At 72.3% G+C, this 13,252-nt stretch carries 12 protein-coding genes; 2 read left to right on the top strand and 10 right to left on the bottom strand.

What is annotated here, in order from left to right; genetic code table 11:
* Positions 1-252 precede the first annotated feature (252 nt).
* Genes ACFUJ1_RS02170 through ACFUJ1_RS02135 form a run of 8 tightly spaced genes read right to left on the bottom strand, consistent with a single transcriptional unit; the run spans position 253 to position 8,532 of the window.
* Positions 253-1,473, bottom strand: coding sequence for an MlaD family protein (locus tag ACFUJ1_RS02170; RefSeq protein WP_378641523.1), 1,221 nt, complete (start codon positions 1,471-1,473; stop codon positions 253-255).
* Positions 1,470-2,561 carry an MlaD family protein gene (locus ACFUJ1_RS02165; RefSeq protein WP_378641521.1) on the bottom strand — a complete coding sequence of 364 codons (1,092 nt, stop codon included), beginning with the start codon at positions 2,559-2,561 and terminating at the stop codon, positions 1,470-1,472. The genes ACFUJ1_RS02170 and ACFUJ1_RS02165 overlap by 4 nt, the downstream gene beginning before the upstream one ends.
* The gene (locus ACFUJ1_RS02160) at positions 2,558-3,628 is read right to left on the bottom strand and encodes an MlaD family protein (RefSeq protein ID WP_378641519.1); all 1,071 of its coding nucleotides are present in this window, start codon (positions 3,626-3,628) and stop codon (positions 2,558-2,560) included. Before ACFUJ1_RS02160 ends, ACFUJ1_RS02165 begins: the two co-directional genes overlap by 4 nt.
* A complete protein-coding gene (locus ACFUJ1_RS02155) occupies positions 3,625-4,629 on the bottom strand; it encodes an MCE family protein (protein WP_378641517.1) in 1,005 nt (334 codons plus the stop codon). Before ACFUJ1_RS02155 ends, ACFUJ1_RS02160 begins: the two co-directional genes overlap by 4 nt.
* A gap of 6 nt (positions 4,630-4,635) precedes the next feature.
* Positions 4,636-5,670 (bottom strand): MCE family protein, encoded by a 1,035-nt coding sequence (locus tag ACFUJ1_RS02150; RefSeq protein WP_378641515.1) that lies wholly within the window; start codon positions 5,668-5,670, stop codon positions 4,636-4,638.
* Positions 5,667-6,824 (bottom strand): MlaD family protein, encoded by a 1,158-nt coding sequence (locus tag ACFUJ1_RS02145; RefSeq protein WP_378641513.1) that lies wholly within the window; start codon positions 6,822-6,824, stop codon positions 5,667-5,669. The genes ACFUJ1_RS02150 and ACFUJ1_RS02145 overlap by 4 nt, the downstream gene beginning before the upstream one ends.
* Positions 6,825-6,829: 5 nt before the next feature.
* The gene (locus ACFUJ1_RS02140; RefSeq protein ID WP_378641511.1) at positions 6,830-7,684 is read right to left on the bottom strand and encodes an ABC transporter permease; all 855 of its coding nucleotides are present in this window, start codon (positions 7,682-7,684) and stop codon (positions 6,830-6,832) included.
* The gene (locus ACFUJ1_RS02135; RefSeq protein WP_378641509.1) at positions 7,684-8,532 is read right to left on the bottom strand and encodes an MlaE family ABC transporter permease; all 849 of its coding nucleotides are present in this window, start codon (positions 8,530-8,532) and stop codon (positions 7,684-7,686) included. Before ACFUJ1_RS02135 ends, ACFUJ1_RS02140 begins: the two co-directional genes overlap by 1 nt.
* Positions 8,533-8,735: 203 nt before the next feature.
* Between ACFUJ1_RS02135 and ACFUJ1_RS02130 the strand changes: the two genes are divergently transcribed.
* Entirely contained in the window at positions 8,736-9,596 is an 861-nt protein-coding gene (locus ACFUJ1_RS02130; RefSeq protein ID WP_378641507.1) for a mycofactocin-coupled SDR family oxidoreductase, read from the top strand.
* Between the two features lie 12 nt (positions 9,597-9,608).
* Here ACFUJ1_RS02130 and ACFUJ1_RS02125 read toward each other — a convergent pair whose 3' ends face one another.
* Positions 9,609-10,907: a TetR/AcrR family transcriptional regulator gene (locus ACFUJ1_RS02125; RefSeq protein ID WP_378641505.1), complete on the bottom strand. Its 1,299-nt coding sequence runs from the start codon at positions 10,905-10,907 to the stop codon at positions 9,609-9,611.
* 96 nt (positions 10,908-11,003) lie between these two features.
* The gene (locus ACFUJ1_RS02120; protein WP_378641503.1) at positions 11,004-12,287 is read right to left on the bottom strand and encodes an amidohydrolase family protein; all 1,284 of its coding nucleotides are present in this window, start codon (positions 12,285-12,287) and stop codon (positions 11,004-11,006) included.
* Positions 12,288-12,410: 123 nt separating this feature from the next.
* On the opposite strand from ACFUJ1_RS02120, the gene ACFUJ1_RS02115 reads away from it, so the two are divergent.
* Entirely contained in the window at positions 12,411-13,223 is an 813-nt protein-coding gene (locus ACFUJ1_RS02115) for a CbbQ/NirQ/NorQ/GpvN family protein (protein WP_378641501.1), read from the top strand.
* Positions 13,224-13,252: the final 29 nt, after the last annotated feature.

The following is a 13,252-nucleotide window of genomic DNA, read 5'->3' as shown; positions in this document are numbered from 1 at the left end:
GTCTCCCGTTGGCAGGCATCCACGTTCGTGGAGTCGGGAACGGTGGGAACTACACCCCGGGGTTCGAGCGAAACAGGTTGCGCCGAAACATTCCTCACGGTTGGGGGGTCGAGCGGACCTGCGGTTCGGGAATGCCCCGCCCCGACACCCGGTGGGCGCACCGCTGTCCCTGGCACGGCTCGAACCTGCGCGCGGGACAACCGGATTCCGGGTGGCGATCTCCACTCGGGTGCGCGGGTGGCGGAGCTCGGTTCAGCGCGGCGGGAGGATCGGGGCCGGGGCGCCGCCGTACGGGGTCGGGATGGACAGTGGCCCGACCGGCGGCGGGTCGGCGGTGGCCAGCGGATCGGCGCCCGCGGGCACGCCCGGCACCGCCCACCCGGGCGGGCGGGGGGCATTGCGGGCGCCGCGGGGGAGCAGCGCCGGGTCGGGGTCGGTGCAGTCGGCGTAGAGGTACGGCGCGGGGAAGTCCGGCACCGAGCCGGGGCGGCGGGGGACGTCGTAGTCGCACTGGTAGCGCGGGTAGATGGCGGCGAGTGCCCAGACTCCGCCGTCGTGGAAGGCCGACGCCACCGCGTCCAGGGTGGAGCCCGCGCGCTGCCGCGGGAAGAAGAACTCGGTGAAGGCGGGCACCCGCGGCTCCGCCATCCGGGTCACCGGGAGCAGACTGTCGAGCAGTTGCCCCACGTTCGCCGAGTTCTCGGCGAGGACGGCGTCCATGGCGGCGAGCGTGCCGGGAGCCTGGTTCACCAGGTGCTCGAAACCGCCGCTCAGCCGCGCGGCTCCGGCGGAGAGCGCGGCCAGGTCGGCGGCGCCAGCGGCGAGCCCGGCCTCGGAGTCACCGAGTGTGGTGAGCACGATCTTGCTGTTGCGCAGCAGCGACACCGTCTGCGGCAGTACGCCGTCCAGCGTGCCGAGCAGGAACATGCCGCCGTCGAGGATGTCGGCCAGCTTGTCCGGCCCATCGGGGCCGACGCCGAGCTCGGCGGAGATGGCGCGCAGCTGCTCCGGGTCGACCTGGGCGAGCAGGCCGCTCAGCGATTCGAGCATGCGCGCCATCGGGACCGGGCTCGCGGTGCGGTCGGCGGTGACCACCGAGCCGTCGGTGAGGAACGGGCCGGTGTCGGCGTCGGGGCGGAAGTCGAGGAACTGCTCACCGGCGGCGGAGAGGGCGGCGGCGCGGACGGTTCCGCTGTCCGGGATACGGATGTCGGGGTCGATGGCGGCCACCGCGACGACGGTGTCGCCGGACAGCTCCACCGAGGCCACCCGCCCGACCCGCGCCCCGCGCAGCGTGACGTCCTGACCGGGCAGCAGCCCGCCGGACTGCGCGAGCTCGACCCGCACCAGGTACGGCGGGTCCAGCGGATCGAGGTCGAGCACCCCGATCCCGAGATAGCCGCTCGCCAGCACCAGGATGAGCGCGAGCCCGGAGAGCGAGGCCGCGGTGCGGTATCGGTGCGCCCCGCTCACCGCGGCGGGCCGTTCAGCCGGCCGTCGAGCCGTTCGAGCATGTACCGCAGCGACCCGGCGAAGGCTGTCAGGTCGGTGCCGTCCGGCAGCCGGGCACCGGGCGTGCCGGGGAAGTTCGGGTCAGGGACCGCGCCGACGGCCAGCTGCGCGAGATCGACCACCACGTGCGCCGAGGAGGCGGTGGTCAGCTTCATCACCGTGGCGATGATGGAGTTCAACGCGTTCAGGTCGGCCTCCGGGTTCTTCGCCGCGGCGGCCAGCCCGGCGGCGAGCGCGTCGATGTCGGCGCTCATGCTGCCGGTATTGGTGCCCTGGACGGACGGGAAGCGGGCGAGCTGCCCGGCGATGGTGTCGATCCGGGCCACCAGCTCGACCAGGCCGTCGGTATTGGCCGCCATCGTCTCCAGCGCGGGGCCCGCGGCGGCGACCGTGTCGGTGATCGCGGTCTGCTGGGTGGCGACGGTGTCGCTCAGTGCCGTCGCGGTGGTGAGGACGGTACGGATCTCGCCCGACCGGTTCGCGATGGCGTCGAGCAGCTGCCCGGTGTGCGCGATGAGCGCGGCGAGCCGCTCACCGCGGCCGCCCGCGTATTCGCCGAGTGCGGTGAGCACCCGGGTCAGGTTCTCGATCGTGCCGCCGCCGACCAGCAGCGCGGCCCGGCTCAGCGCCTCCTCGATGGTGGCCGCCGCGGCGGTGTCGGCGAGCGGGATGGCGTCGCCGTCGCGCAGCAGCGCGGCGGCGGGGTCCGGGTCGGCGGGCGGGTGCAGCGCGACGAAGACATCGCCCATCGGGGTGGCCGAGCGCAGCTCGGCACCGGTGCCGACCGGCAGCGGGACGTCGGCGCGGATGCGCAGCGTGACCACCGCGGTGAAGTCGGCCGCCGTCATCGCCCCGACCTCGCCGATCTCGGCGCCGTTCAGCGTCACCTTCGCCTTCGCGGGCAGGTTCAGCGCGTTGGTGAAGGTGGCGGTCACCGAGTACGCGCCGGAGCCGAGCCCGGGGGCGGGCAGCGGCAACCGGTCCAGGCTCACCGAACAGCCGGTCAGGGCCAGCGCGGCGGCGATCGAGAGCACGGCGGCGCGGATCATTTCGGCTCCGCGAGGGCCTGCAGGATGGCGGTGATGCCGAAGTCGGGGCCCATGTCGCGCAGGTCGCCGGTATTGCAGCCGAGGCCGGTCAGGTTCAGCAGGTTGCAGATCTCCTTGACCATCTGGCCGTCGAGCAGCAGCCGGTTGATGTCGACGGTGGCGCGCAGCGCGCCTGCCTCCGTGTCGATGGCGTTGTAGACGTTGTCGGCGAGCAGCGGGAAGACGTCGAGGAACTCCGCGATATCGCCCTGATGGTCCGCGAGCGTGCCGGTGATGGTCGCCGCGTTCCCGGTGAGCCCGGTGAGCGTCTGCTGATTGCGGCGCAGCAGGTCGGTGACGGTGTCCAGGATGCGGTTGAGGAGCGCGCCGGTATCGCCGGAGCCGAGGTTCTGGTCGGCGAGCAGATCGCTCAACTGCCGGATGCCGGTACCGAATTCGCGCAGGGTGCGGTCGTTGCGGGCGGCGAGCCCGGACAGCTCGTCCAGTCCGGTGATCACCGTGCCGAGCGCGGCCCCGGTGCCTGCGCCGTCGCCGGACATCCGCAGCGCGCGGGCGAGCTCGGCCAGCGCCGCGCGCAGGTCGTCGCCGTTGCCGTCGGTGACTCCGGTGCCGAGCGTCAGCAGATCCGCGATCGGGCCCCGGCCGGTGCCGTCCCCGCCGAGTGCGGTGCCGAGCTTCTCCACCATGGCGAGCAGGCCGTCGAACTCGATCGGCGTCGCGGTCCGCTCCGGGCCGAGTACGGCCGCGCGGGGCAGCCGCGGGCCGCCGCGGTAGGGCGGGGTGAGTTCGATGTGCCGGTCGGTGAGCACCGAGTCCGAGACGGTGACCGCGCGCACCTCGGCGGGCAGCGGTATCTCGCCGTCCACCCGGAGCACCACCTCCACGCCACCGCCCCGCGGCGTGATCTCCTCGATGACCCCGACTTTCATGCCGAGCACCGCGACCACATTGCCGGGGTAGAGGCCGTTGGCATTGTCGAAGAGCGCGACCACCGTCGTCTCCGGTGCGTGGCTGCTGGAACAGCCCGCGAGCACGGTGCAGAGCATGAGCAGCGCGACGAGTCTCATCGGCAGTCCTCCAGATAGGGCGCACGGCCGGCCTCGACCGCCCGCGCGCTGAGCGCGCACATGAACGAATCGATGAAGGCGCCGTCCGGTGCGGCGGCCGAGAGCTCCATGCCGGAGCCGGTGGCGTTGGCGAAGAGCCGCCACGGCACCGGCAGGATCTGCAGGATATTCCGGAGCAGCGCGTCGTTGCCCGCGAGCATTCCGGTCATGGCGTGCAGGTCGTCGAGGAGCGTCTGCAGCTGCGCGCGGTCCTCGACCACGATCGGCTCCAGCGCGCGCACCAGCGCGGTGGTGGCGGTGAGCATGCGGCGCAGCGCGTCCTGGCGGGCGGTGATCTCGCGCAGCAGGGTGCGGCCCCGGCCCACCAGCGCGGCCAGGTCGGCCTGCTGGTCGCGCAGGAGCGTGGTGAGCTGCTCGGTGCTGGTCAGCAGGGTGCCGATCTGTGCGCGGCGCTCGGCGATCACCGTCGAGAGCGTGTGCACGTCGGCCAGTGCCCGTGGCACCAGCGGCGGCAGGTCGCGCAGCCCGGTCGAGAGCGCGGTCATGGAGTCCGCGATCCGGTCCGCGTCGACCGCGCCGAAGGTGCGGGTGGCGTCCTGCAGCGCGGTCTCCAGGTCGTAGGGAACCTCGGTGTGCGCGAGCGGGATAACGTGGTCGTCGAGGCCGCCCTCGCCGTTCGACCGCAGCTCGACGTAGCGCGAACCGAGCAGCGTCGTCAGCTTGATCGCGGCCCTGGTGTCGGCGCCGAGGCGCACCGCAGGGTCGACCCGCAGGGTGACCACGACGTGGTCCCCGGCCAGCCGGGTATCGGTGACGGTGCCGATCGGGACCCCGGCGTAGGTCACCGCGTCACCCGCGCCGATCCCGGCGGCCTGCGTGAACTGCGCCTGGTAGCCGACGGTGCCGAGGTGCAGCGAGTGCACGCCGACGGTGCCTGCCAGCACCGCGGCCAGCACGGCGGTGGCGGCGACGCCGACGCGGAACGGAACGGAGCGGAGCATGGGCCCTCACCTGCAGATCGGGGAGTGTTCGGGGGCGCCGCTCGGGCTGGCGACGCCGAGGATCCGGGCGATCAGCGGATCGACCCCCGGTATCGCGCTGACGCCGATGTCGCAGACGTAGGCGGTCAGGTAGGAGCCCTGGTCCACGATCCGGGTCAGCGATTGCAGCAGCAGCGGCAGATTGAAGCCGAGGAAGGCGAACTTCTCGCTGTTCTGCACGAAATGGCCGGAGAAGCCGGGCCGCTCGACGAACCGGTTCAGCGCGGGGGCCGCGCCATCGACCACCGCCGAGGCGCGGTCGAGCACCGTCGCGATCCGCGAGGTCTGCTCGACCAGCGTGTCCCTGCGCTCGTGCAGCCCGTCGAAGATCCGGCGGGTCTGGGTGATCGTGCTGCTCAGATCGCCGCGCTGCGCGGCAAGTTCGCCCATGACCCGGCTCAGGTTCTCGATCAGCGGGCCGAGGATCTCGTCCGGGCCCGCGAAGGATTCGGCGAGCGCGGCCGTCTGCGCGATCAGCGCGGGGATCGCGCTGTCCTGGCCCTGGAGTGCCCGGATCAGCGCGGTGGTGATCGCGTCGACGTCCTCGGGGGCCAGCAGCCCGAAGAGCGGCCGGAAGCCGTTGAGCAGCGCGGACAGGTCGAAGGACGGTTCGGTGCGCTCCAGGGGAATCCGCGCGCCCGGCGCCAGCCGGACCCGCTCGCCGGAGCCGCCGGGAGCGAGGCCGAGGTAGCGCTGGCCGATCAGGTTCTGATAGGTGACGGTGGCGCGGGTGTCGCTGTACAGGGCCTGGTCGATCTGGAGCTCGAAGGTCACCTCGGCGACCGTCCCGGCGATGGCGATGCCGTTCACCCGCCCCACCCGCACCCCGGCCACCCGCACGTCGTCACCGGGCCGAAGCCCGGAGACATCGGTGAACAGCGCCGAGTACCGGTCCGTCGCGCCGGGCACGCCGCGCTGCAGCGTGGCGGCGACCATCCAGGTCAGCAGGATCGAGACGGCGGTGAACACGGCCAGCCCGAGCAGGGTGCGGCGGTGGCTCATCGGGGCTCCTCCGGAGGTAGCAGCAGGCCGGCGAGCCCGCCCGGCGGGGCGGTGCCGAGCACGCCGGGGCCGGGCGGGCCGGTGCCGCAGCTCGGCCCGGCCAGCTCGCCGTAGCGCGGACAGTCCTGTGCGGTGTACTGCTTGTGCGGGGTGAGCTCGACGATGATCCGCGGCACCGCGCTCTGTGAGTCCGGGCGCCACAGCACCGCGGCGACCCGCTCGGCCAGCGCCCGCTGCGAGGTCGTCATCTGCACGAAGTTCGGGCTGCCCGCCGCCAGGATGTCGAGCACCGGCGCCGCGTTCGCGGTCACCTCGAGGACGGTGCCGGTGCGGTTCACCAGCCCGGTGCCGACGGTGCCGGTGGTGGTCAGGCTCCCGGTGACCAGCTCGGTGAAGCGCGCGCGCTGGATCGCCATGGCGCGCAGCGGGATCACCGCCTGGTTGACCGCGGCGAGCAGGTCGGGGGAGGCGTTGCGCAGGCCGGTCAGCGCGCGGTTCAGCGCGTCCAGGGTGGAGGCGGTGCCGTCCGGGACGGTCAGCGCGCTCAGCTCGGTGACCAGCCGTTCGAGCTGGGTGCCCGCGCGCAGTGCCTCGGGGCCGCGGCCCGCGGTCGCCCGCTGCACCGTCTCCAGGATGCCGACGGTGGGGTCGGCCGGGCTCCGGCCCGCGGCGGCGGCGATCCGGCTGAGCGCGGTGAGCGAGGTCTGCAACTGCACGGATGCCGCGCTGCGGTCCTGGTGGAGCTCCGCGCCCGCGCGCAGCGGCGCCGCGGGCCCGTTGTCGAGCAGCTGGATCGAGGGAACGGCGAAGACATTGCTCGGCACCACCCGCACCGTCACCGAACCCGGGATGCCCGCGATCTTCTCCGGCCGCAGCGCGATCCGCACCCGGGTCGGCCCGCCGCCGACCGCGGGCAGCACCGCGGACACGCTGCCGACCAGCACCCCGCGGTACTTCACATCCGAGCGCGGCGGCAGCCCGTCGCCGATCTCCGCCAGCACCGCCGTCACCTCGACCGCGTCGGTGAAGCCGCCCTGCGAGCGCACGATCCCGGCGGCGACCGCCACGGCCGCGAGCGCCGCGAAGAGCACGCCGCGGACGAAGAGCTTCGCGGTGCTCAGCGTGCGGTCGTCGGACTCGAAGAGAATGGCCACCCCGCTCACCCGCTCAGCCGGGAGCCGGAGCTCACGCCCCAGAGCACCAGGGTCAGCAGCAGATTCACCGAGATCATCACCGTGATGCTCGCGCGCATGGCGCGCCCGGCGGCGACCCCGACACCCTGCGGCCCGCCGGTGGCGTAGTAGCCGTAGTAGCACTGGATCGCGGTCGTGATGATCACGAAGACCTCGGCCTTGAGCAGCGAGCCGAGAATGTCGCCGCCGCTGAGCACCAGGTCGAAGTAGTGCGCGTAGGTGCCGGGCGCGTCGCCGCCCGCCACCCGGACGAAGGCCCGCACCGCCAGGTAGTCCGCGGCCAGCGCGGCGAGGTAGAGCGGCACCATGGCCACCATCGCCGCCAGCAGCCGGGTGGAGACCAGGAACGGGATGGGCCGGATGGCGATGGATTGCAGCGCGTCGATCTCCTCGGCCACCCGCATGGCGCCGAGCTGCGCGGTGAACCGGCAGCCCGCCTGCGCGGCGAAGGCGATCGAGGCCATGATCGGGGCCAGCTCGCGGGTGGCGGCGGTGGCCGCGATCATGCCGGTGGCCGGCTCCATGCCGAGCAGTTTCAGCGCGCTGTACCCCTCGATCCCGACGATCGCCCCGGCTGCCGCGCCGAGCACGACCATCACCCCCGCGGTGCCGCCGCCGACCACCAGCGACCCGTTGCCCCAGGTGACATCGGAGAGGATGCGCGCCGACTCGCGGCCGTAGTGCCGCACCGCGAGCGGAATGGAGAACAGCGCCCGCAGGAAGAAGGTGACCATGTGGCCGAGCCGCACGATGCCGTGCACCGGCCCCGCGCCCACCCGCACCAGCGGGCGCACGAGCGGCGGGAGGTAGGGCGCGGCCATCAGAGCGTCGTCCGCGGGAAGAGGATCGTGTACAACTCGGTGAAGCCGACGTTGACCACCATGAGCAGGATCATCGAGGCGACCACCGCGGCGTTCACCGAGTTCGCCACCCCGCCCGGCCCGCCCGCCGTGTGCAGCCCCTTCTCGCAGGCCACCACGGTGACGATGGTGCCGAAGACCGCCGCCTTGACCATGGCGAGCACCAGGTCGCCGGTGGTGGCGAAGGAGGAGAAGGTGGCGAGGTAGCTCCCCGGGGTGCCGTGCTGCACATAGACGTTGAACAGGTACCCGGCCAGGAAGCCGATGAAGCAGCTCAGCCCGGTGAGCGCCATCGCCACCAGGATGCCGGCCGCGAGCCGGGGGACCACCAGCCTGCGCAGCGCGGAGACGCCCATGACCTCCATGGCGTCGATCTCCTCGCGAATGGTGCGCGCGCCCAGATCCGAGCAGATGGCCGAGCCCACCGCCGCGGCCAGCAGCATGGCTGTCACCAGCGGCGCCGACTGCCTGATCACCGCGAGCCCGCCCGCGGCGCCGGCCAGCGAGGTGGCGCCGACCTGGCCGGCGAGCAGCCCGAACTGGATGGAGAGGGTGGCGCTGATCGGCAGCGCGACGGCGATCGTCGGCAGGTAGGCGGTCTTGACCATGAACATGGCCTGCCGGACGAACTCCCGGAACGGGAAGCGCCCGGCGGCGGCGTCGACCACCAGGTAGCGCAGCGCCTGCCCGCCCATGATCACCTGGCGGCCGACGGTCTCCAGCGCGGCGCCGGGGTGGCGGTGCAGGTACCCGCGGGCCCACGTGGTGCTCGCGCCCGATCCGGTACGGCTGGCTGCGGACGTCGCCATGCGGCCTCCTCGGCATGAACCGAATTTTCGTTCCGTCAAACGAAAGCACGGGCGCAGACCGACTGTCAACCACGAGAGTGCGCGGTGGTAAACCATTTTCGCCGCTAGAGGGCGCGCACACCCCTTGTGAACCGAATATTCGTTCCGTACCCTGAACTCGGCTCGGCGCTCGCCGCGCCGCGGATCTCGAAGGGGAGTGCGCCATGGGTCGTGTGACAGGAAAGGTCGCGTTCATCACCGGAGCCGCCCGCGGCCAGGGCCGCAGCCACGCGGTGCGGCTGGCCGAGGAGGGCGCCGACATCATCGCGGTGGATCTCTGCCGCGACCTCGGCACCGTGGGGTACGCGCTGGCCACCCCGGAGGATCTCGCCGAGACGGTCCGGCTGGTGGAGAAGACCGGGCGGCGGATCCTGGCCGGCGAGGCCGACGTGCGCCGCCCCGACCAGCTGACGGCCGCGGTGGAGGCGGGGGTGGCCGAGTTCGGCAGGCTCGACATCGTGGTCGCGCAGGCCGGGATCGCCGGCATGAAGGGCGAGCCGAAGAAGCAGGCGTGGAGCGATGTCATGGCGATCAACCTGGGTGGCACCATCAATGCCATCCAGGCCGCGCTGCCGCACCTGGCGGCGGGCGCCTCGGTGATCGCCACCGGCTCCACCGCCGGGCTGATGGACACCAAGTCGCTGGACACCCCCGGCACCGACCCGGGCGGCATCGCCTACCCGCTCTCCAAGCGGATGCTCTCGCAGTACGTGCACGAGTTCGCCGCGCAGTTCGCCGCGAGCGGGATCAGGGCCAATGTCGTGCACCCGACCAACACCAATACCCCGATGCTGCACAGCGAGCCGATGTACCGCGCCTTCCGGCCGGATCTGGAGAACCCGACGCGGGCCGATGCCGAGGCGGTCTTCCCGGTGCAGCAGATCATGCCGGTGCCCTACGTCGAGCCGGCGGACATCAGCGCGATGGTGCTCTTCCTCGCCTCCGACGAGTCCCGCTACGTGACCGGCATGCAGATGCGGGTGGACGCGGGCAGCTACCTCAAGTGGTACGACTACAAGATCTGAGCGCCGGGGGCGTCACCCGGCGCGGGTGACGCCCCGCAGCGAGGTGTCGCGGGCGAGCAGCAGCGCGTTCCTGGCGCCGACCTCGCGCAGGATGTTCTCCGGAATCCACTGCACGCCGATGACGCAGCGCGCGAGCATCTCGGTCGACCGGCTGTCGACGGTGATCTCCCCGGAGCGGATGCCCGCCCCGAGCATGGCCTTCATCTGCCGCACCCGCGCGGCGAACGACCAGCCCGGGTTCGGGGTGTCCGGCGGCGACTGCCGCATCCAGGCCAGCTGGATCCGGAACTCGTCCGGGAAGCGGTCGAGCGCGGCGATATTGATCCAGCTCAGCGCGTCCAGCTTCTCCACCAGCGTGGAGTCGGAGTCCAGTGCGGCCAGCCAGCCCGCGCCGACCTTCTCGCCGAACTCGCGCATGATCGAGGCGAGCAGCTGGTCCTTGGAGCCGATCAGCCGGTACACCGTCCCGGTCGCCATCCCCGCGGCCGTGGCGATGTCGCGGGCGGTGGTCGACTCGTAGCCGCGCCTGCCGAACACCGCGCGGGCGGTATCGCGCACGTGCCTGGCCCGGTCGCCTGCCTCGGGGTCGGGCTCGGCCCAGGAGTCGATGACCTGCTGCACCGCCGCGAAGGCCGCCGAGCCGTCCAGCCCGGCATCGGGCAGCGGTCCGGCCGCGATGCCGTCGAGCAGGATCCGGCACAGCAGCTCGGCGACCCGGGCGGGCTTGGCCCGGTGCCGGATGACGTCGAGCCCGACGTGCAGCATGGTCTGGCAGAGCCGGTCGGCCAGCACCGCTGGCTCGATGTCGGAGCGGATGTAGCCGCTCCACTTCCCGGCCCGCAGCGTCTGCTGCACCACCTCGTTCAGCCGCACCGGCCGCAGCCGGGTGAGCGTCGCCAGCTCCGTCGTGGCGCTCGGCCCCTCGAAGAACGACATCTGCAGCGCGGCCCGGTTGCGCACCGCGCACTCGGCGATCGCGGTGCCGAGCTCGCGGATCCGGTCCGGCGCCGAGAAGTCGCCGGGGCGGTCCAGCCGGGCGGCGGCCTCGTCGGCGATCCGGTCCAGATCGGCGTGGTAGCGCCGCATCAGCTCGACCAGGATGGCTTCCTTGGAGTCGAAGTGGTGGTAGAGGCTGCCCGGCAGGATGCCTGCCGCGTCCGCGATCTCCTGCAGCGAGGTGCGCAGCCCCGAGGAGGCGATCAGGGTCTCGGCGGTCAGGAGGATCTCGGTCCGGCGCGCGCTGTCGTCGCCGGGACCGCCGGCCACCGCGCTCCCGCCGCGGGCCGGGTCCCCCTGGTCATCCCCGAACATTGTGCTCCTGTCGTCCCTGGTGACCTCGACATTACCCGTCATGGGACGTTTATTTGTTTCCGCCCCGCTCGACAGGGGCCGCGGCGTTTCCCCGGGTCAGCGCGCGGGGAGCCGGGCGGCGAGGTCGAGCACGGTCACGGTGTCGGTGCCGGTCTTGCGCAGCCGCTCGGAGGAGCGGTGGCCCAGGTCCACATCGCCCGCCTGCGCGCGCAGCGCGCCGACCGTCGCCTGCTCGCGCGGGATGTGCGCGAACGGGTCGAAGGAGAACAGCCGCAGCGCGTTCCGGTGCGTGATCCGCTCGATGTCGTGGTCGGAGACGCCGTCGAAGTGCCCGGCCAGCGTCTCCGGCGCGGTGGGCCAGGTGGAGTCCGAGTGCGGGTAGTCGCACTCCCAGGTCACCATGTCCAGGTTCAGCCGATCGCGCACCCGGATCCCGAACGGGTCGTCGATGAAGCAGGTGACGATCCGCTCCAGGAAGATCTCGCTGGGCAGCCTGCCCGCGAAGTCCTGGTGCGTCCAGGCCCGGTGCGTGGTGTAGACGCGGTCGATCCGCTCCAGGAAGTACGGGATCCAGCCGATCCCGCCCTCGCTCAGGGCGAAGGTCAGATCCGGGAACCGGCGCAGCACCGGCGACCACACCAGGTCGGCGGCGGCCTGCACGATACTCATCGGCTGCAGCGTGATCATGGTGTCCACCGGCGCGTCCAGCGAGGTGATCACCACCTGCGAGGACGAGCCGATGTGCAGGCAGACGACGGTGTTCGTATCCGAGCAGGCCTGCCAGAACGGGTCCCAGTGCCGGTCGTGCAGCGAGGGGTGGTCGAGCTTGGCCGGGTTCTCCGAGAAGGTGACCGCGTGGCAGCCCTTCGCCGCCACCCGCCTGACCTCCGCCGCCATCAGCTCCGGATCCCAGATCGGCGGCAGCGAGATCGGGATCATCCGGCCCGGGTAGGTGCCTGCCCACTCGTCGATGTGCCAGTCGTTGTAGGCGCGCAGCACCGCGAGCCCGAGGTCCTTGTCCTTGGCGCGGGCGAAGTACTGGCCGCAGAACTGCGGGTAGGAGGGGAAGTTCATGGCCGCGAGCACGCCGTTGGCGTTCATGTCGCGGATCCGCTCGTGGATGTCGTAGCAGCCCTCGCGGATCTCGCTGAGCTTGGTCGGCTCGGCGCCGTACTCGTCGGGCGGGCGCCCGGCCACCGCGTTCAGCCCGACATTGGTGGCCTCCTGGCCCTCGAAGACCCAGGCGTCGGTGCCGTCGGCGCGCTGGATCAGCTTCGGGACGTCGTCCCGGTACTTCGCGGGGATGTGGTTCTCGAACATGTCCGGCGGTTCGACCAGGTGGTCGTCGACCGAGACCAGGATGAAGTCGTTGATGTCCACGGGGAGCTCCTTCGCCGGGACGGAAAGCCACTCGGGCTCCGGGAATTTCGGGGCGGCGATTGACGTGCCGCTCCCGCAAACCCTACTTTGGAACAGAAATTTGGTCAACGAACGGAGGCGGCGATGATGCCACCGCTGGAAGCGGTCGCCCGAGCGGGCGGGCCGTTCTACGTGCCGGTCGGAACCGAGCGGGCGGTGTTCGCCGCGGCCTACCGCAGCGGGCTCTCGATCCTGCTCAAGGGGCCGACCGGCTGCGGAAAGACCCGGTTCGTCGAGGCCATGGCGCACGAACTGGACCGGCCGCTGATCACCGTCGCCTGCCACGACGACCTGACCGCCGCCGACCTGGTCGGCCGGTTCCTGCTGCGCGGCGGCGCGACCGAGTGGGTGGACGGCCCGCTGACCACGGCGGTGCGCGAGGGCGCGCTCTGCTACCTGGACGAGGTGGTCGAGGCGCGCCAGGACACCACCGTGGTGCTGCACCCGCTCGCCGACCACCGGCGCAGCCTGCCGATCGAGCGGCTCGGCATCACGCTGGCCGCGGCGCCGGGCTTCGGGCTGGTCGTCTCGTACAACCCCGGCTACCAGAGCGTGCTCAAGGACCTCAAGGACTCCACCAGGCAGCGCCTGGTCGCCATCGAGTTCGGCTACCCCGCACCGGAGGTGGAGGAGGGGATCGTCGCGGCCGAGGCAGGCGTCGACCGGGACTGTGCCGCCGCGCTGGTCCGGCTCGGGCAGGCGATCCGCAGGCTCGGCGCCGAGCTGCGCGAGGTGGCCTCGACCCGGGTGCTGGTGGCGGCGGCCAGGCTGATCGCCGAGGGGCTGCCGCCGCGGGTGGCCGCGCGCGCCGCCGTCGCCGGGCCGCTCACCGACGACCCCGCGGCGACCCGCGGGCTGCTCGCCGTGATCGATTCCTATCTGCCCGCCGATGATTGACGGTCGGCCACACCGCTCGTTACAGTGTG

Source organism: Nocardia sp. NPDC057227 (assembly GCF_042669725.1).
GTDB classification, from domain to species: Bacteria; Actinomycetota; Actinomycetes; order Mycobacteriales; family Mycobacteriaceae; genus Nocardia; species Nocardia asteroides_A.
This window is presented reverse-complemented; position numbering and strand designations above follow the sequence as displayed.